The 18,818-nt window shown below is 41.2% G+C and carries 17 protein-coding genes; 7 read left to right on the top strand and 10 right to left on the bottom strand.

Annotated elements, in window-relative coordinates:
* Positions 1-6 precede the first annotated feature (6 nt).
* From BTU61_RS06850 to BTU61_RS06825, 6 genes are all read right to left on the bottom strand, one after another.
* On the bottom strand, positions 7-2,448 hold the full coding sequence (locus tag BTU61_RS06850) for a glycyl radical protein (RefSeq protein ID WP_200772899.1): 2,442 nt from the start codon (positions 2,446-2,448) through the stop codon (positions 7-9).
* 142 nt (positions 2,449-2,590) lie between these two features.
* Positions 2,591-3,892: a PTS sugar transporter subunit IIC gene (locus BTU61_RS06845; protein WP_200772898.1), complete on the bottom strand. Its 1,302-nt coding sequence runs from the start codon at positions 3,890-3,892 to the stop codon at positions 2,591-2,593.
* A 9-nt stretch (positions 3,893-3,901) separates the two neighbouring features.
* Positions 3,902-4,210, bottom strand: a complete 309-nt coding sequence (locus BTU61_RS06840; protein WP_187539781.1) for a PTS sugar transporter subunit IIB — start codon at positions 4,208-4,210, stop codon at positions 3,902-3,904.
* Between the two features lie 16 nt (positions 4,211-4,226).
* Positions 4,227-4,547, bottom strand: a complete 321-nt coding sequence (locus BTU61_RS06835) for a PTS lactose/cellobiose transporter subunit IIA (RefSeq protein WP_187539778.1) — start codon at positions 4,545-4,547, stop codon at positions 4,227-4,229.
* Positions 4,548-4,720: 173 nt separating this feature from the next.
* The gene (locus BTU61_RS06830) at positions 4,721-5,689 is read right to left on the bottom strand and encodes a sugar-binding transcriptional regulator (RefSeq protein WP_200772897.1); all 969 of its coding nucleotides are present in this window, start codon (positions 5,687-5,689) and stop codon (positions 4,721-4,723) included.
* Between the two features lie 14 nt (positions 5,690-5,703).
* Positions 5,704-6,447: a DeoR/GlpR family DNA-binding transcription regulator gene (locus tag BTU61_RS06825; protein WP_200772896.1), complete on the bottom strand. Its 744-nt coding sequence runs from the start codon at positions 6,445-6,447 to the stop codon at positions 5,704-5,706.
* A gap of 128 nt (positions 6,448-6,575) precedes the next feature.
* Here BTU61_RS06825 and BTU61_RS06820 point away from each other — a divergent pair, with 128 nt between their 5' ends.
* On the top strand, positions 6,576-7,352 hold the full coding sequence (locus BTU61_RS06820; RefSeq protein ID WP_187539772.1) for a glycyl-radical enzyme activating protein: 777 nt from the start codon (positions 6,576-6,578) through the stop codon (positions 7,350-7,352).
* 267 nt (positions 7,353-7,619) lie between these two features.
* On the opposite strand, the gene BTU61_RS06815 is transcribed toward BTU61_RS06820, so the two are convergent.
* Positions 7,620-9,515, bottom strand: a complete 1,896-nt coding sequence (locus tag BTU61_RS06815) for a M13 family metallopeptidase (RefSeq protein WP_200772895.1) — start codon at positions 9,513-9,515, stop codon at positions 7,620-7,622.
* A gap of 148 nt (positions 9,516-9,663) precedes the next feature.
* Between BTU61_RS06815 and BTU61_RS06810 the strand changes: the two genes are divergently transcribed.
* The 4 genes from BTU61_RS06810 to tpx all read left to right on the top strand — a co-directional run bounded on the left by BTU61_RS06810 (position 9,664) and on the right by tpx (position 12,741).
* A complete protein-coding gene (locus BTU61_RS06810; protein ID WP_200772894.1) occupies positions 9,664-10,386 on the top strand; it encodes a metal ABC transporter ATP-binding protein in 723 nt (240 codons plus the stop codon).
* Positions 10,383-11,240 (top strand): metal ABC transporter permease, encoded by an 858-nt coding sequence (locus BTU61_RS06805; protein WP_200772893.1) that lies wholly within the window; start codon positions 10,383-10,385, stop codon positions 11,238-11,240. Before BTU61_RS06810 ends, BTU61_RS06805 begins: the two co-directional genes overlap by 4 nt.
* Positions 11,237-12,166, top strand: coding sequence for a metal ABC transporter substrate-binding lipoprotein/fibrin-binding adhesin FimA (gene fimA, locus BTU61_RS06800; RefSeq protein WP_200772892.1), 930 nt, complete (start codon positions 11,237-11,239; stop codon positions 12,164-12,166). The genes BTU61_RS06805 and fimA overlap by 4 nt, the downstream gene beginning before the upstream one ends.
* 80 nt (positions 12,167-12,246) lie before the next feature.
* Positions 12,247-12,741, top strand: a complete 495-nt coding sequence (gene tpx, locus BTU61_RS06795) for a thiol peroxidase (protein WP_200772891.1) — start codon at positions 12,247-12,249, stop codon at positions 12,739-12,741.
* 298 nt (positions 12,742-13,039) lie between these two features.
* On the opposite strand, the gene BTU61_RS06790 is transcribed toward tpx, so the two are convergent.
* The gene (locus BTU61_RS06790) at positions 13,040-14,065 is read right to left on the bottom strand and encodes a DUF3114 domain-containing protein (RefSeq protein ID WP_200772890.1); all 1,026 of its coding nucleotides are present in this window, start codon (positions 14,063-14,065) and stop codon (positions 13,040-13,042) included.
* 124 nt (positions 14,066-14,189) lie between these two features.
* Between BTU61_RS06790 and BTU61_RS06785 the strand changes: the two genes are divergently transcribed.
* Positions 14,190-14,840 (top strand): metal-dependent transcriptional regulator, encoded by a 651-nt coding sequence (locus tag BTU61_RS06785; RefSeq protein ID WP_200772889.1) that lies wholly within the window; start codon positions 14,190-14,192, stop codon positions 14,838-14,840.
* Positions 14,841-14,963: 123 nt separating this feature from the next.
* The gene (locus tag BTU61_RS06780; protein WP_187539755.1) at positions 14,964-15,665 is read left to right on the top strand and encodes a nicotinamide mononucleotide transporter; all 702 of its coding nucleotides are present in this window, start codon (positions 14,964-14,966) and stop codon (positions 15,663-15,665) included.
* Positions 15,666-15,781: 116 nt separating this feature from the next.
* On the opposite strand, the gene dtd is transcribed toward BTU61_RS06780, so the two are convergent.
* On the bottom strand, positions 15,782-16,225 hold the full coding sequence (gene dtd / locus BTU61_RS06775; RefSeq protein WP_187539753.1) for a D-aminoacyl-tRNA deacylase: 444 nt from the start codon (positions 16,223-16,225) through the stop codon (positions 15,782-15,784).
* A gap of 313 nt (positions 16,226-16,538) precedes the next feature.
* The gene (locus tag BTU61_RS06770; RefSeq protein ID WP_187539751.1) at positions 16,539-18,758 is read right to left on the bottom strand and encodes a RelA/SpoT family protein; all 2,220 of its coding nucleotides are present in this window, start codon (positions 18,756-18,758) and stop codon (positions 16,539-16,541) included.
* Positions 18,759-18,818: the final 60 nt, after the last annotated feature.

Here is an 18,818-nt window from a genome sequence, read left to right as displayed (position 1 = left end):
TCTTTACTATAGAGTATGCTCTGTCCGTCCAATAATATCATCTTGTGTAGCTCTTGATAGTACATTGAAGAAAGCCGAGTAGCCTGCGACACGTACAATTAAGTCACGGTGTTTTTCCGGATGTTTTTGAGCATCTAATAATGTCTCTCTAGAAACCACATTGTATTGAATATGGTATCCATGTAGACGATTAAAGAACGTACGGAGTAAAGCAATAAGTTTTAATTTATCTTCTTCTTTTGCTAAAGTTTGTGGGTTTACTTTTTGGTTCAGTAGAACACCACCAACAATTTCATCTGTTGGTAATTTGGAAACAGATTTTAGAACAGATGTTGGGCCATGTTGGTCCATATTGTGGGATGGAGAACATCCTTCTGCTAGCGGAGTTCCAGCATTACGACCATCAGGAGTAGCTAATGTGCCACGACCTTGTCCTACATTGGCTGAAATAGAAGATGTACCTGAGTAACGAATTCCTCCGATTGGCCCACGTCCATATCGAGTATTTGGATATTTAGCAATTTCATCCACATAAATATCGTATGCTTCTCGAACTAAGCTGTCCGCATAGTCATCATCGTTTCCATACTTCGGTGCATCATGGATAAGCATCTCTTGGATTTCTTTTCCACGGTCGCCCTCGTAATCGGTTTCCAGAGCATGCCATAGCTCTTGTGGCGTTAAGCGCCCTTCTTCAAATACCAATTTCTTGATTGCTGCAAGTGAATCGGATAAGTTTGCAATACCCACTTGTAAACCAGAAATATAATCGTAGACAGCTCCACCTTCTTTTAGGTGTTTTCCACGTCCAATACAGTCATCTGTCAAAGCTGAACAGAGGATATCTGGCACTTCTCTTTCAAGAGATAAGTCGATAGAGTTTTCTACGATCACACTCATACGTGTTAAGTGGCGTAAGGTCTTGTCCCAAGCCGTTTGCAATTCATCGAAGCTCTTCATATCTTTAAAGTGACCAAAGCTTGGTGCAAAGCGCTTGCCAGAAGCAGGATCGATTCCATCATTCATCGTAATGAGCAAAACTTTAGGGAAGTTCATATAACTCATACCTGTACAGCGATATCCCCATTTACCTGGAACAGCTGTTTCTACACAACCAATTGCACTGTAATCATAAGCATCTTCTTCAAGAACACCTTTTGAAATAAAGGATGGAATAATGATCTCATCATTATTGAAAGCAGGCATACCGAATCCGAGTTTCATAACCTCGATACATTCGTTCATGAAGCGGGCATCCAGACCAGCATGATAACGAACAGTTAAGTTTGGTTGAGGAAGGTGAGTTTGAGCAACTGACTTCAACACCAAATAAGACAATGGGTTGACGGCATCTTTCTTATCACGTGTTTGACCACCAATCGTAACGTTTTGATAAAGCGGACTACCTGCAGATGAGAAGGTATGTGCTTGACTACGTACTTTGTTAATTGTAATAGTCTTGATCCAAAGGTTAGTCAAGCGTTCAACAATACTCTCTTCAGTTTCCCGTCCACTTTCCAAATCAGCTTTAACGTATGGATACATATATTGATCAAAACGTCCATATGAAAGTGAGTGTCCATTTGATTCAATCTGAAGTATACATTGGATAAACCAAACAGACTGAACAGCCTCTGCAAATGTACTTGCAGGCTCGTATGGAACTTTTGAGCAAATCTCTGCAATTTCGAGCAATTCTTTCTTACGTTCAGGAGTTGCTGTCTCAGCAAGTTGTTTAGCAAGTTCCACAAATCGTTGAGCATAAGCCTTAACAGCATCAACTACAATAAAGATAGAATCGTAAAAATGGTACTTGTCAATACTAGCTGGATCCGTAAGGTCAAGAGCTGCCTTAGCTTGACGAGCTCTTTCTTCAAAACCTTTCAAACCATATTGCAATAATTTTTGATAATTTACTGCTAAGTGGGCATCTCCTGAATTCATCTTCCCTTCCATACCGAAGAATCCCGTTTCCATATAGACAGAAACTTCTTCAGGTAGAAGAGCACCAGCTCTTGCACGTAAATTATTATTTTCCCAGAATGGTGCAATACTACGGAGTTGCTCTTTTGTTTCTTCCGTAATATAGAAGACATCGCCATCCCGCTTTTCAAAAAGATCCAATTCCTTAAGAACAAACTCCAAAGTATATTCTGGGAAAATCGGAGCATCTTTATTAGAGGATGCTTGGTTTCCAGCAATCATGGATTCATCCTCAATATAGATTGTCATATTTTCAAGAATCTCTTTCAACATATAGGCACGTTTAAGAACATTTGGTTGTTCCTTATAACGATCATATGCCTTAGTTGCAAGAACGGCACGTTCAGCGTCGATATAAGGCTTCTTGTTTAAGACATCTTCACGATATTTATTCATCCGATCAGTCAGACTACCAAAATAGTCTGTTTTGATGGAGGTTCTTGCTACTTCTACTGTGTTTGTCATATCTGATAAACCTTTCTTTTGAAATTATTTTGTTTTCTTTCGTAACTATAGTAGCATTTAATCGTTTAAATTTCAATAAATACTCTGTAGAATAGCTAGTTTTAACTAAAATAGCACAAATGTGTCGTTGCCATTTCGAACACTATTTTTCAGCTTCTAGTTCATTCGCATAAGCTAATTTATCTTGAAATTTAAAGAACGGGAAGTATACAAGTGTGGAGATTCCTAAAACAATTATCTGTACAATGGCACCTTGCCATCCACCAACCATAAATCCTGAAATAATAGCCGGCGTACTCCAAGGTAGAGTAACTCCTGAAAATGGTTGCATAAATCCGATAGCAATCGAACCATACACAACAATAGCTGCTAATATAGGCACCAAAATAAATGGTAGAAACATAACTGGATTCATAACAATTGGAAATCCAAATACAACTGGTTCATTGACATTAAATATTGCTGGAAAAGCAGCTACTTTACCTAAAGCTTTATATTGTTTTGACTTTGCTGCAAATAGCATTGCAATAACCAACCCAAAGGTAATACCCGATCCAGATAGAATTAAGAAGCTATCTAAAAATTGTTGTGTTACAATGTGGGCACCATTTTCAACAGATAGCTTCCCAGTCGCTAACATAGATTTATTAGCATCTAGGTTTGAAAGTAGTAAAGCTGTCACAACACCATTAACAACTGATTGACCATGTACCCCGAACCACCATAAGAAGGAGATAAAGAATGCAATACCGATTGCACCATATAATGAACCTGTTAAACCTTGCAATGGAACTTGAATTACATCATAGATCATTTCGATAAAAGTACCACCACCTGTGACAACTTTTGAAATAATGTAAACAATCATGGAAAGTAGGAACACCACAAAAGCTGGAATCATTGCTTCAAATTGTTTTGCAATAGCTTGAGGGACTTGCTCAGGCATTTTAATTACAATATGTTTTTGAATGAAAAGTGTATAAATGGCCCCTATCACCAGACCAATAATAATTGCTCCGATAATACCTTGACCACCAAACCAAACTTTTGCTATAGCATCCCCTATAGGTTCTCCTTTAGCTGGCACATAAGAAGATTTTAGCAAGATAAAGAAAGAAGACAAGGAAAGAACACCTGCTGGGAGAGGTTCAACCCCACTATTTTTTGCATATGAATAGCCAATTGAGAAACAAGAAATTAACCCCATGATGGCAAATGTCCCAGAATAGACCTGCATGAAGGGCTCTGTCCAAGTTTCACCAAAAACACTTGCAATAGCTTGATTTAATCCTTCAAATGGTAGTTGACCTATAATCAAAAATAAGCTACCAACTACTGTCAGCGGTAAAATTGCTAACATCCCATCTTTAAGTGCGATAATCCCACGCATGTTCACAAAACGCATGATTGGGCCAATGATTTTTTGAGAATCTATTTTAGCCATGATAACCTCCTAAACTGCATCAATGAGCTCTAAAGCCAAATTTAAAACTTTCTTTCCATCAAGCATTCCATAATCTGCCATAGGAATAACTGCAATTGGAACATGATTTTTGTCACAAATAGACTTCGATTTATCTAAAGTATAGGCAACTTGTGGACCTAATAATGCAACATCAAGATCTGGTGCAAAATCAGCTAATTTAGCCTGAGAATATGCTTCAATTTCTGCATCTATACCTAACTCTTGAGCTGCAACTTTCATATTATTTACTAACATTCCTGTTGAGAAACCTGCTGCACAAAACAAACCAATTTTCATATTACTTTCCTCCTCGTTATTTCACTAAAAGTTCTTTACGTAAGTCAATCATTTCTTTAATCAAATTTATTTCTGTAATTGATGTCATTAAGTGATCTTGTGAGTGTACAAACAAAGCAGTGATCTCTGTCTTTGTTCCACCTGCTTCTTGGGCCAAAAATTGTGTCTGCAAGTTATGTGCTTCTAAAAGAGCTGCATTTGCCTTTTCGATTTCGTTATCTGCGGAATCAAAGTTCCCCTCTTTAGCGAATGATAAAGCTTGATAAATGTGCTGTTTGGCATCACCAGCATTTAAAATTAATCCCATAATAATTTGATCTGCTACAATGACTTCCATAGTAAAACCTCCTTTTATTTTGAAAGCGCTTTTATTTCTTAACAGTAATATATCATCCTTGATATCGACTGTCAATATTTTTTTAGACATATGTTTGTTTATTTTTATATAACGCACATTTGTGCTTTCGAGGCTATTGAAAAAAACCACTCAATTTTTGAGTAGCTTTATAATTATTTTTTGAAAGTAAAATCGTCATCTAACTCTAACATTCTCAAAATCGTCGCTTCATCGGTTACGAGATGATTAATATAGCCTGCTTTTATAACCGAAAGTATCGCCCCTGCTTTTCTTTCTCCATATGCCAAAGAAACTGTTTTAGGAATTTGCTTCAGTTTTTCCAGTGTTATAGCAACGGTTCTTTCTTGTAAATCTTGATACACCGGTTTTCCTTTCCTATCGAAAAAACGACAGCAAACCTCTCCAATTGCTTCTTCAGACTGTAATTTTGAAAAATCTTGGTCCGTAAGCATATCAAACCATTGTGGATTATGTGTATCTGCAGGACCACCAATACCTACCACTGCAATATCTAAATTTTCCCAGCTCTCTCTTAAATCATCAAAATATTTCGATGTTAGGATTCCTTCTGCCAATTCCTTATTTTCCTGAATAATTGTCGCATTGATAAAACGACACTCCCCATGAAATTTACTAGTCATATTATAAATCAAGGTGTTTACATGGTAACGGGCATGGATATGACTGGGTCCTCCTGCTAGTGGATAAAAATGTACATTTTCTAAGCGCTTACTACCAATTTGATCAACAAGAAGGCTGAGACTTTTCCCCCAGGAAAAACCAATATTCATTCCATCCTGTAAAAGAGAACGAACCATACCAGCAACCGATCGAGCTAGACGTTGTTCCAAATCCCACAAAGGTTCATCCTCAATATTTGGTACAATTTCTAATTCGCTAATATGATATTTCTCTTTGACATAATTCTCCAAACGAAATAGTTTGCTATCGAAACTCTCAATTTCAATTTTGACAATTCTTTCCCTTTTAGCTTCAGTTAACATTCTACTGACTGTTGTCCTATAAATGCCAGTTTCAGCAGCAATCTCTGACTGACTCTTTTCTTCAATATAATATAGGTAAGCAAGCTTAGCCAATAATTTTTTACGTTCATATTTCACAATTATTCTCCTAACTATACCATGGTAAGGGATATACTTGCTTGTTCTAGTTTTTTCATCGCCTCCGGTGCTATTCCCTTATCCGTAATCACTCGTTGAACTTGAGATAACGCAAAATTTCTAACATTACCTTTCTTTTGAAATTTACTTGAGTCTGTTAGGATCACTATATTTTCAGAAACCTGAGACATATATTGAACAACTTCGCTTCGCATCATATCTTTACCAGTAAAGCCCAATTCATCATCATACCCATCTGCACCAATAAAAGCATTTTTTACACGAAAAGATTGGATTAACTCCTTCAACAACGGACCTACTGTCACTTGGGAGTCTTTTTGAAATTCTCCCCCTAATAGTATGATTTTGCAAGAATCATAATTTCGAATAAAGTCTGCAATAAAATAAGAATTTGTCACGATCTTCACATTCTTCTTTGTTTGACAAATTTCTTCCGCTAGTAGAGCGCATGTGGAGCCCGATTCGATAAGAATAGTTTCGTTATCTTGCACCAATTTTGCTGCTGCTTGGGCAATTTTTCTTTTTGTATCATGATGAAAAGATAAACGGACATTTATATCATCTCCACTATTCAATACAGCATAACCATGTTCTCTATGAAGAAGTCCCTTAGATTCTAATTTATCCAAATCCTTTCGAATTGTTACTTTTGAAACTTCTAAGGCTTCGGATAACGTATTGACATCAATTTTTTCATACTGAGAAACTAATTTTAAAATTTCTTCTAAACGCTTCATATTTCTTACCTCCCCTCTATTTTATCAAAAATTTTCAAAAAAACACAAGAATAAAAACTTTCATTCGTAATTGATTTTGTTTCTAAAAAAATATATAATACAATTATAAGTCAGAAGGAGAAGTAGATATGGAAACGACACGTGGTATTATCTTCAACATTCAACATTTCAGTATTCATGATGGTCCAGGAATTAGAACAACTGTTTTTCTAAAAGGATGCCCACTACGTTGCCCGTGGTGTTCTAATCCTGAGTCACAGAGAATGAACCCAGAACCGATGCTGGATGCGGTTACTAAAGCCCCCGGGACAACTGGACAAGAAAAAACAGTAGATGAAATTATTAATGAAGTTATGAAAGATATTGATTTCTATGAGGAATCTGGAGGCGGTATGACCTTGTCTGGTGGTGAAATATTTGCCCAATTTGAATTTGCAAAAGCACTACTGAAAGCTGCTAAAGAAAAAGGTCTTCACACTGCCATTGAGACAACTGCTTTTGTTGAACACGAAAAATTTATTGACCTGATCCAATATGTTGATTTCATTTATACCGATTTGAAACACTACGATAGCCTCAAACATAAAAAGAAAGTTGGAGTTCAAAATAGTTTAATTATTAAAAATATCCATTACGCCTTTAAAGAGAAAAAAACAATTGTTTTACGTATACCTGTGATACCTCAATTCAACGACTCTCTTGCCGATGCGGAAGAATTTTCCACTCTTTTCAACTCCTTAGATATTGATCAAGTACAATTACTACCATTTCACCAATTTGGCGAGAATAAATACAAACTACTTGGAAGACGTTATCAAATGGAAAATGTCAAAGCTTTGCATCCCGAAGATTTATATGACTACCAGCAAGTTTTTCTAGATCATAATATCCATTGTTATTTCTAATCCATTCAAAAATTCCCAAAGCTAGTTTCAGTAGGTTAAAACTTGGCTTTGGGAATTTTTTAGTTTTTTCACGAGCATCGAGAAAAAGAGAGATTGACTGGTGGGCATGGCCCGCATGGTCAAGAAAGTCAATCAATTGCCTAATTGAAGTCGAGACTACTTCCTTTTGAAAAAAGATAAATCAATTGACATTCATGGAATGCGGCATTGATTTCCTATTTTTCTGCAGGAAGTTTCGGTAAACCGAATCGTCTCTCCTATCTTAATTTACCAAATAATTACACGATCCTCTGGTTTTCTCCACATGCCATCTCCTTCTTTGACATCAAAGGCTTCAAAGAATTCATCAAAGTTGGGTAATTGAACATTGGTACGGAGTTTTCCTGGTGCGTGCACATCAACACTTGCGAGGAGTTGCATGTACTCTGTCCGAGCTTTCATCCGCCAGATGCGAGCAAAGTTGGTGAAGAATTCTTCTGCGGAGAAGTCTGCTTCTTTCTTAGCGGCTTCAAGGGCTGCAGCGATCCCTCCGAGGTCTGCCACGTTTTCCGAAACGGTCAATTTCCCGTTAATCTTAGCACCGTATGAGTCTTGGCCTTCAAATTGATCAACAACCTTTTGGGTCCGAGCGGTAAAGGCTTCGTAATCTTCTGGCTTCCACCAGTCTTTCAAGCTACCATTTTCATCAAAGGAAGCACCATTGGTATCAAAGGCGTGCGAAATTTCATGGGCAATAACCGCACCGATTCCGCCGTAGTTGGCTGATGATGGTTGGTGAAGGTCATAGAAAGGTGCTTGCAGAATCGCTGCCGGGAAGACGATTTGGTTTTGTTGCGGATCATAGTAGGCATTGACCATATTAGCTGGCATATGCCACTCACTCCGATCGACTGGTTGGTTCCACTTGCTCCAGCTATGGGCAATTGAAATTTGAGCCAATTTTTGGGCATTTTCTACCAAGTTTTTGCTCTCATCGATGATCTTCTTGGCATATGTTTCTGGTAATTTTTCAGGGTAGCCGATATGCGGTGTGATGACATTGAGTTTGACAATGGCTTTTTCGCGAGTTTCTGGAGCGAGCCAGTCTGCTTTTTCCAAACGATCCTTGTAGACCTCAATCATAGTCGCTACTTTATGCTCTACGTCTGCTTTTGCTTCTGGTGAGAACTTTTCACCCGCATACCAGAGTCCAAGCGCTTGGCTATAAGGGCCTTCTGCCAAGGCCAAAGCTGCTTTTTCTTTTGGACGAGGTTCTGGAATCCCTGTAATGGTCCGTCCATACTCACCAGACAAGACACGAATTTCTTCGGTTAAGAAAGACGTCCAATCTAAGGCTGCTCCGAGTTTCAATTTGGCATGAATGGTTTCCCAGTTGGCTGCTGAGTAGTATTTTGGCGCAAATTCCTTCCAGAATCGCTCTTCTGGCACGATAATTTTATCTGGAGTTTGTCCGATTACTTCTGCAAAGAAGGTGTCGAGTGGCAGTTCTGGAACTAAGGACTTGAATTCTTCCCACTCATAGGGATGGTAGAGTTTGTTGTATTCAGATTTTTCTTCATTTGACAAGACATACTTAGCCAATTCTGCATCTGCCGCAATAACCTTATCTAGGATATCCTTGATTTCTACTTCTGAGAATTCAAATTTTGGCAAGAGTTTTTCCATCATCTGACGCCAGATAACCAGCAATTCCGGACCTTTTTCGTTGCCTTCTTCATAGTAGGTCGTATCCGGCAAGATAAGAGCAAGAGATTCTCCCCACAAGACATTCATTTGGGCATTCATAAAGTCTGGTGACACGCTAAATGGCATGAGATTTGGTTTGCCAGCTAGTTCATAGGCTCCCAGCTTACTGGTATAGTCTTCAAAGGAAGACAGAGCCTTGATTTCATTGATCAAGGGCATGACTGGGGCAACACCAGCCACTTCCCGTGCATCAAAATCTGCCACCATCTTGTGGTATTTGACAAAGTTTTGCAGAATGCTGTCTTCAGGCAATTCTTCTCCTCTTTGCCATTTTCCAGTAATATCCAACATCAAGTTTTCGATGTCTCGATCTAAGTCCATAAAACCACCGGTTGACGGTTTGTCATCAGGAATGACTGCTGTTTCAGCCCATTTCCCATTGACGTAATCATAAAAATCATCTTGTAAACGTACCATGATCTTCTCACTTTCATTCTTTTGTAATAACCTTATCAAAAATAGGAACTTTTTTCAATGATTTCAAGTGATTTAAGTTAAATTATTTTATAAATTAACTTGACTTAATTTTTTTATTCATGTATATTAATATCAAAGGAGGAAACTCATGATTCAAATTGAAAACCTTCGTGTTACTTATCAGCAAACGCTGGCCCTAGAGGACCTTTCCCTCACCATCCAGGGCCCGACTATCCTAGGCATTCTTGGCCCCAATGGGGCTGGAAAATCAACCCTAATCAAGGCCATGCTGGGACTTCTTCCTCATGCGGGAAAGGTCCAGCTAGATCAAAAAGATCTCAGCCAAGCTCTTCAACGAGTAGCCTACGTCGAGCAAAAAACAGCTATTGATTTCCACTTCCCCATCACAGTACGAGAATGTGTCTCACTGGGTCTCTATCCCCACCTTTCGATCTTCAGGAGAAAAAGCAAAGAAGATTTCCAAAAGGTGGAAAATGCGATGAAGCTTGTCAATCTTCTTGATCTAGCAGATCGCCAGATTGGCCAACTTTCAGGAGGGCAATTTCAACGGGTCCTGATCGCCCGCTGCTTGGTCCAAGAAGCAGATGTCATCTTTTTGGATGAGCCCTTTGCAGGGATTGACTCTGTCAGCGAAGACATCATTATGCAGACACTAAAAACCTTGAAAAAAGAAGGCAAGACCATCCTGATCGTCCATCACGACCTCAGCAAGGTTCCAGCTTACTTTGACCAAGTCCTCCTCCTTCATCGCAAGCTAATTGCTTTTGGAAAAACAGAGGATACCTTTACCAAGGAGAATCTGCATGCCGCTTACGGACATGAACTCTTTATAGGAGGTGGAGTCGGATGATTACAGAATTTATCGATGGATTACAGCAATTTCATTTCCTACAAAACGCCCTTATTACTGCTATCGCCATCGGAATTGTCGCTGGTGCGGTCGGATGTTTCATTATTTTACGAGGCATGTCTCTCATGGGAGATGCCATCTCACATGCGGTCCTTCCAGGGGTGGCTCTCTCCTTTATCCTGGGCATCAATTTCTTTATTGGCGCCATTGTCTTTGGCCTTTTAGCTTCTGTCCTCATCACCTATATCAAGAGCAACTCCATCATCAAGAGCGACACTGCGATTGGAATTACCTTTTCTTCTTTCCTCGCCTTAGGGGTCATCTTGATTGGAGTCGCTAAAAGTTCCACCGACCTTTTCCACATCCTCTTTGGAAATATCTTGGCCGTGCAAGACCAGGATATGTGGATGACCATTGGTATTGGTGTGGCAGTCTTACTGGTGATTGTCCTGCTCTTTCGTCCCTTGCTGCTCACTTCTTTTGATCCCGTTCTGGCCCAATCCATGGGTGTTCGGGTCAAGGCCTATCACTACCTCCTCATGGTGCTCTTGACCTTGGTTTCTGTCACTGCTATGCAAAGTGTCGGGACCATTCTCATCGTCGCCATGCTCATCACACCCGCTGCGACAGCCTATCTCTACACCAATAGCCTCTGGTCCATGATGCTCCTTTCATCCGGATTAGGTGCCCTAGCCTCCATCCTGGGACTCTTTATTGGCTATAGTTTCAACATCGCCGTTGGGTCTTGTATTGTCCTCACTTCTGCCGTCTTCTTTCTCATCAGCTTCTTTATCGCTCCTAAGCAAAGAAAGAACAGGCACGCTCTTTCAACTCATAAAAGGAGAAACACATGAAAAAAATCGCTTCTATCCTCGCCCTCTTTGTGGCGCTCTTATTTGGTCTGTTGGCCTGTAGCAAAGGATCTTCTTCTGGAGCTTCTGGTAAGTTGAAAGTGGTCACCACCAACTCCATCCTTGCAGATATCACCAAAAATATAGCTAGGGATAAGATCGATCTGCACAGTATCGTTCCCGTCGGCAAAGACCCTCACGAATACGAACCGCTACCAGAAGATGTCAAAAAGACTTCGCAAGCAGACCTCATCTTCTACAATGGGATCAACCTAGAAACCGGTGGCAATGCCTGGTTCACTAAATTGGTCAAAAATGCCAATAAAGTAGAAAATAAGGACTATTTCGCTGCTAGCGACGGAGTTGACGTCATCTACTTGGAAGGCCAAAACCAAGCTGGAAAAGAAGACCCTCACGCTTGGCTCAATCTCGAAAACGGGATCCTCTACGCTAAAAACATTGCCAAGCAATTGATCGCCAAAGATCCGAAAAACAAGGACTTCTACGAAAAAAATCTAGCAGCCTATACTGAAAAACTCAGCAAGCTCGACCAAGAAGCCAAACAAAAATTCAACAATATCCCAGAAGAGAAGAAGATGATTGTAACCAGTGAAGGCTGCTTCAAGTACTTCTCCAAAGCCTACGGCGTCCCATCTGCCTATATCTGGGAAATCAATACGGAAGAAGAAGGCACACCTGACCAAATTAAATCGCTGGTAGAAAAGCTCCGGCAAACCAAGGTCCCAGCCCTCTTTGTCGAATCCAGTGTCGATGAACGTCCTATGAAAACTGTGGCTAAGGATACCCATATCCCAATCCATGCAAAGATCTTCACGGATTCCATTGCCAAAAAAGGAGAAAAGGGTGATAGCTACTACAGCATGATGAAGTGGAACTTAGACAAGATCGCAGAAGGATTGAGTCAGTAGGACCTTCAGATTTTCTAAACAAATCAGTGGCTCCTTCATCTCCATTAGGGTACAATAAAAATAAAAAAGGAGTCTTTTCTATGACAACATTTTTAGGAAATCCTGTTACCTTTACTGGGTCTCAACTTCAAGTAGGAGAAATCGCCCATGATTTTTCATTGATCACTCCAGCTCTGGAGAAGAAATCGTTAGCTGATTTTGCTGGCAAGAAAAAAGTCCTCAGCGTGATCCCTTCTATTGACACAGGGATCTGTTCCACTCAAACGCGTCACTTCAATCAAACCTTATCTGACTTGGAAGACACTGTCGTCTTGACGGTCTCTGTTGACCTTCCTTTTGCTCAAAAAAAATGGTGTGCTGCTGAAGGGCTCGACAATGCCATCATGCTCTCAGACTACTTCGACCATTCCTTCGGAACAGCCTATGGCCTCTTGATCAATGAATGGCACTTGCTCGCACGCGCTGTCTTGGTCTTAGATGCGGATAACAAGGTTACTTACGTTGAATACCTAGACAATATCAACAGCGAACCAAATTACGACGCTGCAATCGAAGCTGTCAAAGCACTGGGATAAATGAAAAAAGAGGTCTGCGACCTCTTTTTAGAACGTAGACAAACTACTTTTACATAAAAGAACCTAAATGATGCTGAAAAAAATTAAAATGAGGTGGACACTATTAGGTTCATTCAACATACACTGAAACTTTCCGCCGTGAGAAAAGTGCCTGGAACATAATTGTTTCAGGCACTCGGAATTATTGAGACCTTAAGCTCAATAATTAGTCTTGGAACTTCGAAGAAGTTCGCTGACGTCCGTACTCACCTAAGGAAAGTTTCTAAGAGTCCTTTTTCTTCAATCCGAAAGAGGACTACTATAAAATCCGATGGAGTCCATTCTGGAGGAGAACCCGCCAGCGCAAGCGAGGGATGCCTCTGAGGAAACGCCGCACGCGCTGTGCCACTTGTTGCTTGTAGCTCTTGCCTCCTTGTGCAAAGACTCCTTTTCGACTCCAGTAGCCTTCGACACTGCGATCATTTTTAGGGGCTAGATAGCGAATACCCTGCTGATAGAGGACCTGCTTTCGAAAAGGTGGATCCCAAGCTTTAACGGGATCAATATCCAAGTCCTTATGGGTCCGGCCCCTAGCCAACCCGTAGTTAAAACTAGCCCCATTGACAATGCCATTTTCAGAAATCTGATATGGGTCTACTTCGTTGAGAAATTGGCCATCCTGGTCCAGGATATACTCCGTGTGGAAATTCAGTAGAATCTTGAAATTGACTTGTTGAGAGGCCCCTGAAGGATAATGAAGGTGACCATCTGATGTCACGGAGACCTTATTGTGGAGACGAGCTGCTGCATAAGCATCCACCGTAATCGCTCTAGCCTCCTGTAGGTAAGCTTGTAAGGCCTCCTCGTCAGTCTGTACAGCTCTGGCCTCATGCGTCCGAATCCATTGGGCTTGGTAACTGGAAAGTAGGTAGCGCAACTGGTGAACCTGGCGTTTCAAGAGCTGATCTCCCGACTGATCTGCTAAGGGATCCTTTTCAAAGGCGATTTGCACGACGCGTGAGAAAGCCTTCCAAAAGTCAGAGCCTGGCGGACAATCTGGAGCTATCCTACTCAGAAGAAAGGCTGTTTCTTCACAAGTTCCGGACAGGTCACTTGGCATGAGAAGCAGTTTCATGACTCCCCTCAGCAAGTCTTGGGCAGCCACTTCATCCAAATTTTGAAGTTCTTTCTCCCACATTTTTTGAAATAGAGGACTGGCAAAGAAAAAGACAGACTGGTATTGTTCTTGGTAGGCTTGTGAATCTTTGTATCCCTGCAAGTGCTTCTCTAGATAGGCTAAACTATGCTCTCTCCAACCTAGTCTCGCTAATTCCCTTCTGTTCATAGTGCCGTCCTTTCTATGCTTCTATACTACCATCTTTTGAAGTTTGAGACAATTCTCAGAACTCCATTAGCGTTTTTGAGGATTTTTTTGATATACTAGAAGTAAGCGAAGAAAAGAGGAAAGCATGACACCAAACAAAGAAGATTACCTCAAGTGCATTTATGAAATTGGCACAGAAGTAGAAAAAATCAGTAATAAGGAAATCGCCAGTCGCATGCAGGTCTCTCCGCCCGCTGTGACCGAGATGATTAAGCGCATGGTTTCTGAGGGCCTCTTGTTGAAGGACAAGGCTAGTGGGTATTTGCTAACAGATCTAGGCTCGCAATTGGTCTCTGATCTCTACCGCAAGCACCGCTTGATTGAAGTATTTCTGCTGGAAAATCTTGGCTACACAACTGAAGAAGTCCACGAAGAGGCAGAAGTTCTCGAGCATACCGTTTCTGAACATTTCATCGACCGGCTGGATCACATGCTTGGAACTCCTAAGACCTGCCCTCACGGTGGGACAATTCCAAGAAAAGGTGAACGGCTGGTCGAAGCCTACCAAGACCGTCTCAGTGAAACGACCCAACCTGGTCTGTATATTCTGCAAAGGGTCTATGACACCTATGAATTGTTAAAATTCTTAGACCAGATCCATCTCCAAATTGGTGATACCATCGCGTTTCAACGGTACGATGACTACACAGGTCTCTATCACTTGGTTATCCATGAACAAGAAATTTCGATCAACCAAGTGATCGCCCAACAACTCTATGTAGAAAAAATCAACTGAGTCATTAACATTAAAAACCAAACCCTGAAAGCTCTATTTTCAGGGTTTTATATTGCTATATGACTTGACTTTGCTTTTTTTTAGGTATAAAATGGACGCAACAAAGAGGAGGGAGACCATCTTATGAAAAAATCACTCAAAGTTTTCGCTACATCAAAATGGTTTGACCTGTTTGGTGTGGCTTTAGTTGTCGGTATAGCGATTGCATCAGGCTACCTTAATTCACGATTAGACAAGTTTGTTGATTGGGGAGCATGGACCGCATTGGTTCCATTTGGACTCATTTCAGTTACTAACGTTGGGATTTCAATGTTGTCCACTCGTTTTACTGGTAAATTGAGTAAATGGGGGAATTATTACGGAATTGTCAATACAATCCTATCTGGTACCATTGATTATATCCTCGGAAATAAGGCTGCGATTATCACCTATCCCGTCACCTTTCTCATTTATACCTTTGCCATTAAGAAATGGGAAGCTTCACAAGAAGGAAGACCAAACAAGATGAGCCAAAAACAATTGAAATGGGCAGCCATCATCATTTCAGTTCTAGCCTTCCTATTTGCCTTTGCAACAAACTATATTGGCTACGGGGGCAAGATGAACCTCCTTGCTTACGTTACAACGATTGCATTTGGCCTTTCATTGATTGCAAATGCTTTGAATGCTCTTAAATTAACAACTCAATGGGAATTTTGGTTGGTTTACAATTTCGTTCAATTAACAAAAGCTAGTATCCAAGGAAATTTTGCCAATGTTGGAAAATACATCTTTTACATCATCAATGCTGTAGGTGCTCTATTCGTATGGAATGATAAAGAATAAAATAATGAATCGTTAACCTGTATCTTACTCAACTATCATATTTAACGGTTAGAACTAGATTTGACAAACAAAGGCTCTATCTTATCCGCTATATGCAGATAAGATAGAGCCTCTTTTTATTTATTTTTTGTATCAAGGATGATGGTTACTGGCCCATCATTGACCAGTTCCACCTGCATATCTGCTCCAAAGACTCCTGCCTCAACAGAAACTTCCTTGGCTAGTTCTTGGTTAAATTCTTGATAGAAAGCTTCCGCCATATCTGGTTTGGCTGCACCTGTAAAGGCTGGACGATTGCCTTTTTTAGTATCAGCAAAAAGTGTAAACTGAGATACTGACAGAATCTCTCCTTGGATATCCTTGACAGAGAGATTCATCTTGCCCTCGTCATCTGAAAAGATACGCATATTGACAATCTTTCTCACAGCATAATCCAAATCTTCCTGCTGATCTTCAGGCCCAACTCCCACTAAGAGCAATAAACCTTGCTGGATTGCATTGTAGACCCGACCATCAATGGAAACCGAGGCACTTTTGACCCGTTGAATCACTAATTTCATTTTATTATCCTATTTTATAAATCTATTGGACATTCACTGCTAGCCTTCAATGAAAATCGACTTCAGACAAGGCAGTGAGACGCAGTCACACTAGCTGAAAAGCGACGGCTGCTCAGTTGCTTTTAGAGCAAGACAGCGAGACGCAGACAGTACTTCGGTACGGCAAGGTGAACTAACGAAGCTATAAAAGAGTTCTGACCACGTCCTACATGCTTCAATGAAAATCGACATCAGACAAGGCAGCGAGACGCAGACAGTACTTCAGTACGGCAAGGCGAGCTAACGAAGCTATAAAAGATAACTTAGTAGCCGGCTAGCCGTTGGTACGCTTAACAGAATAAACCTCCGGCACACTCTTAATCTTATCCACAACCGTTGTCAACATCGATAGGTTCGGAATCCCAAAGGAAATGTGGATATTGGCAAATTTCATGTCTTTAGTTGGCTGGGCATTGACGGTTGAAACCATTTTTGCCGTATTGGACAAGACTTGCAGCACATCATTGAGAAGGCCTGTACGGTTGAGACCGTAGATATCAATGTGGGCAATGTAGTCTTTGGTTGTATTATTTTCTTCCCATTCGACGTCAATCAACCGTTGCTCGTAGTTGTCTTGAGCCCGGAGGTTCATACAGTCTTGGCGATGAATGGCAACACCACGACCTTTGGTAATGTAGCCGACAATTTCATCACCTGGAACTGGGTTACAGCATTTGGCGATCCGAATCAAGAGCCCAGAGGCGCCTTGGATGACTACGCCACCTTCGTGGCGGACCTTCAAAGTGTCCTTTTTATTTTCAACCTTGACTTCGCCACCTTTGACCAGCTCTTCTGCCTCTGCGCGTGCCTTGGCCCGCTCTTCTTCACGGCGTTCATCCTCCGTCAAGCGGTTAAAGATAGTGATCGCCCCGATCTCTCCAAACCCAATCGCCGCGAATAAGGCTTCTTCCGTCTTGTAACTGGATTTTTGTAACACCTTGTCCATGTGCTTTTTATCCATGAACTTATTAGCTACCAAGTCATGCTCATGGAATTGGGCCATCAAGAGGTCACGGCCCCGGTTAATTGACAATTCCTTGTCTTGATTTTTAAAGAATTGACGGATCTTATTGCGCGCCTTGCTAGTTTTAACAAGGGTCAACCAGTCACGACTCGGACCAAAGGAGTTAGCATTGGTGATAATTTCCACCTGATCTCCCGTCCGAAGTTTGGTATTGAGGGGCACCATCCGGCCGTTGACCTTGGCCCCAATCGCTTTTTCCCCAACCTTGGTGTGGATTTCATAGGCAAAATCGATCGGTCCGGAATCCTTTGGAAGAGAGCGTACAGTTCCATCTGGAGTAAAGACGTAAATCTCTTCTGCTAAGATATCTTCTTTTACATTTTCTACGAATTCTTTGGCATCCCCTGACTGGTCTTGGAGTTCCATCATCTCCTTGATCCAGTTCATCCCAATAGCCGATTCCTTGCTGTTGACCTGACCTTTGATACCTTTTTTGTAGGCCCAGTGCGCCGCAACCCCGTACTCAGCGACTTCATGCATTTCCTTGGTTCGGATCTGGAATTCAATCGGTCCTTTCGGGCCATAGACAGTCGTATGGATGGACTGGTAGCCATTGGCCTTCCGGTTGGCAATATAGTCCTTAAAACGCCCCGGCATTGGTTTCCAGAGTTCGTGGATGTAGCCCAGCATAGCATAGACATCGCTTGGAGTATCCAGGATACAGCGGATGGCAATCAAATCATAGATTTCATCAAAGCGTTTCTTTTTATCCTGCATCTTGCGATAGATCGAATAGATATGCTTTGGTCGACCGTAGATTTTCCCATGTAAGTGGCGTTCTGCCGCATAGGTCTCAATCTTGTGGACAACCTCTTCCACCAACTCTTCTCGCTCACGACGTTTTTCCTTCATCATGTGAGAAATCTTGTAGAATTCTGTCTCATTCAAATAACGGAAAGACAAATCTTCAAGCTCCCACTTGACGCTAGAAATCCCGAGACGGTGGGCGAGTGGCGCATAGATCTCCATGGTCTCACGCGAAATGCGTTCTTGCTTATCCTTGCGCAAATGCTTGAGGGTGCGCATATTATGCAAGCGGTCAGCCAATTTGACCAAAATGACACGGATATCTTGGGACATAGCCATAAGCATTTTGCGATGGTTTTCCGCCAACTGCTCTTCGTGGGACTTGTATTTGACCTTCCCGAGCTTGGTCACCCCGTCGACGATCACGCGCACATCATGACCAAATTCACGCTCAAGATCATCCAATGTTGCGTCCGTATCTTCCACGACATCATGCAAAAAACCACAGGCAACCGTCACAGCATCTAGCTTTAGCTTAGCAAGGATTCCGGCCACTTGAATCGGGTGAATGATATAAGGCTCACCAGACTGACGGAATTGGCCATTGTGACAATCAACCGCATAAAACATGGCCTTTTGCACAAAGGCAACATCCTCAGGTGATAAATATTTTTTTGTAAGGGCAACAACTTGGTCCCCAGTTAAATTCTCTTCTTTCGGCATGTATTTTCTCCAGTTTCTTGGATACTATTTTAACACTTTTAGAAGCAGATGAAAACCAAT

Origin of the sequence: Streptococcus lactarius, from assembly GCF_016642265.1 — a bacterium.
GTDB lineage: Bacteria > Bacillota > Bacilli > Lactobacillales > Streptococcaceae > Streptococcus > Streptococcus lactarius.
Note: the sequence above shows the minus strand (reverse complement) of the source record. Positions and strands in the feature narration are given on the sequence as shown.

Bases quoted from the DNA above. Each gene is read 5' to 3' on its own strand.
- BTU61_RS06840 (WP_187539781.1), bottom strand. From the start codon at position 4,210: ATGAAAATTGGTTTGTTTTGTGCAGCAGGTTTCTCAACAGGAATGTTA.
- BTU61_RS06785 (WP_200772889.1), top strand. From the start codon at position 14,190: ATGACACCAAACAAAGAAGATTACCTCAAGTGCATTTATGAAATTGGC.
- tpx (WP_200772891.1), top strand. From the start codon at position 12,247: ATGACAACATTTTTAGGAAATCCTGTTACCTTTACTGGGTCTCAACTT.
- BTU61_RS06825 (WP_200772896.1), bottom strand. From the start codon at position 6,447: ATGAAGCGTTTAGAAGAAATTTTAAAATTAGTTTCTCAGTATGAAAAA.
- BTU61_RS06815 (WP_200772895.1), bottom strand. From the start codon at position 9,515: ATGGTACGTTTACAAGATGATTTTTATGATTACGTCAATGGGAAATGG.
- BTU61_RS06845 (WP_200772898.1), bottom strand. From the start codon at position 3,892: ATGGCTAAAATAGATTCTCAAAAAATCATTGGCCCAATCATGCGTTTT.
- BTU61_RS06770 (WP_187539751.1), bottom strand. From the start codon at position 18,758: ATGCCGAAAGAAGAGAATTTAACTGGGGACCAAGTTGTTGCCCTTACA.
- dtd (WP_187539753.1), bottom strand. From the start codon at position 16,225: ATGAAATTAGTGATTCAACGGGTCAAAAGTGCCTCGGTTTCCATTGAT.
- BTU61_RS06790 (WP_200772890.1), bottom strand. From the start codon at position 14,065: ATGAACAGAAGGGAATTAGCGAGACTAGGTTGGAGAGAGCATAGTTTA.
- fimA (WP_200772892.1), top strand. From the start codon at position 11,237: ATGAAAAAAATCGCTTCTATCCTCGCCCTCTTTGTGGCGCTCTTATTT.
- BTU61_RS06820 (WP_187539772.1), top strand. From the start codon at position 6,576: ATGGAAACGACACGTGGTATTATCTTCAACATTCAACATTTCAGTATT.
- BTU61_RS06805 (WP_200772893.1), top strand. From the start codon at position 10,383: ATGATTACAGAATTTATCGATGGATTACAGCAATTTCATTTCCTACAA.
- BTU61_RS06835 (WP_187539778.1), bottom strand. From the start codon at position 4,547: ATGGAAGTCATTGTAGCAGATCAAATTATTATGGGATTAATTTTAAAT.
- BTU61_RS06850 (WP_200772899.1), bottom strand. From the start codon at position 2,448: ATGACAAACACAGTAGAAGTAGCAAGAACCTCCATCAAAACAGACTAT.
- BTU61_RS06780 (WP_187539755.1), top strand. From the start codon at position 14,964: ATGAAAAAATCACTCAAAGTTTTCGCTACATCAAAATGGTTTGACCTG.
- BTU61_RS06810 (WP_200772894.1), top strand. From the start codon at position 9,664: ATGATTCAAATTGAAAACCTTCGTGTTACTTATCAGCAAACGCTGGCC.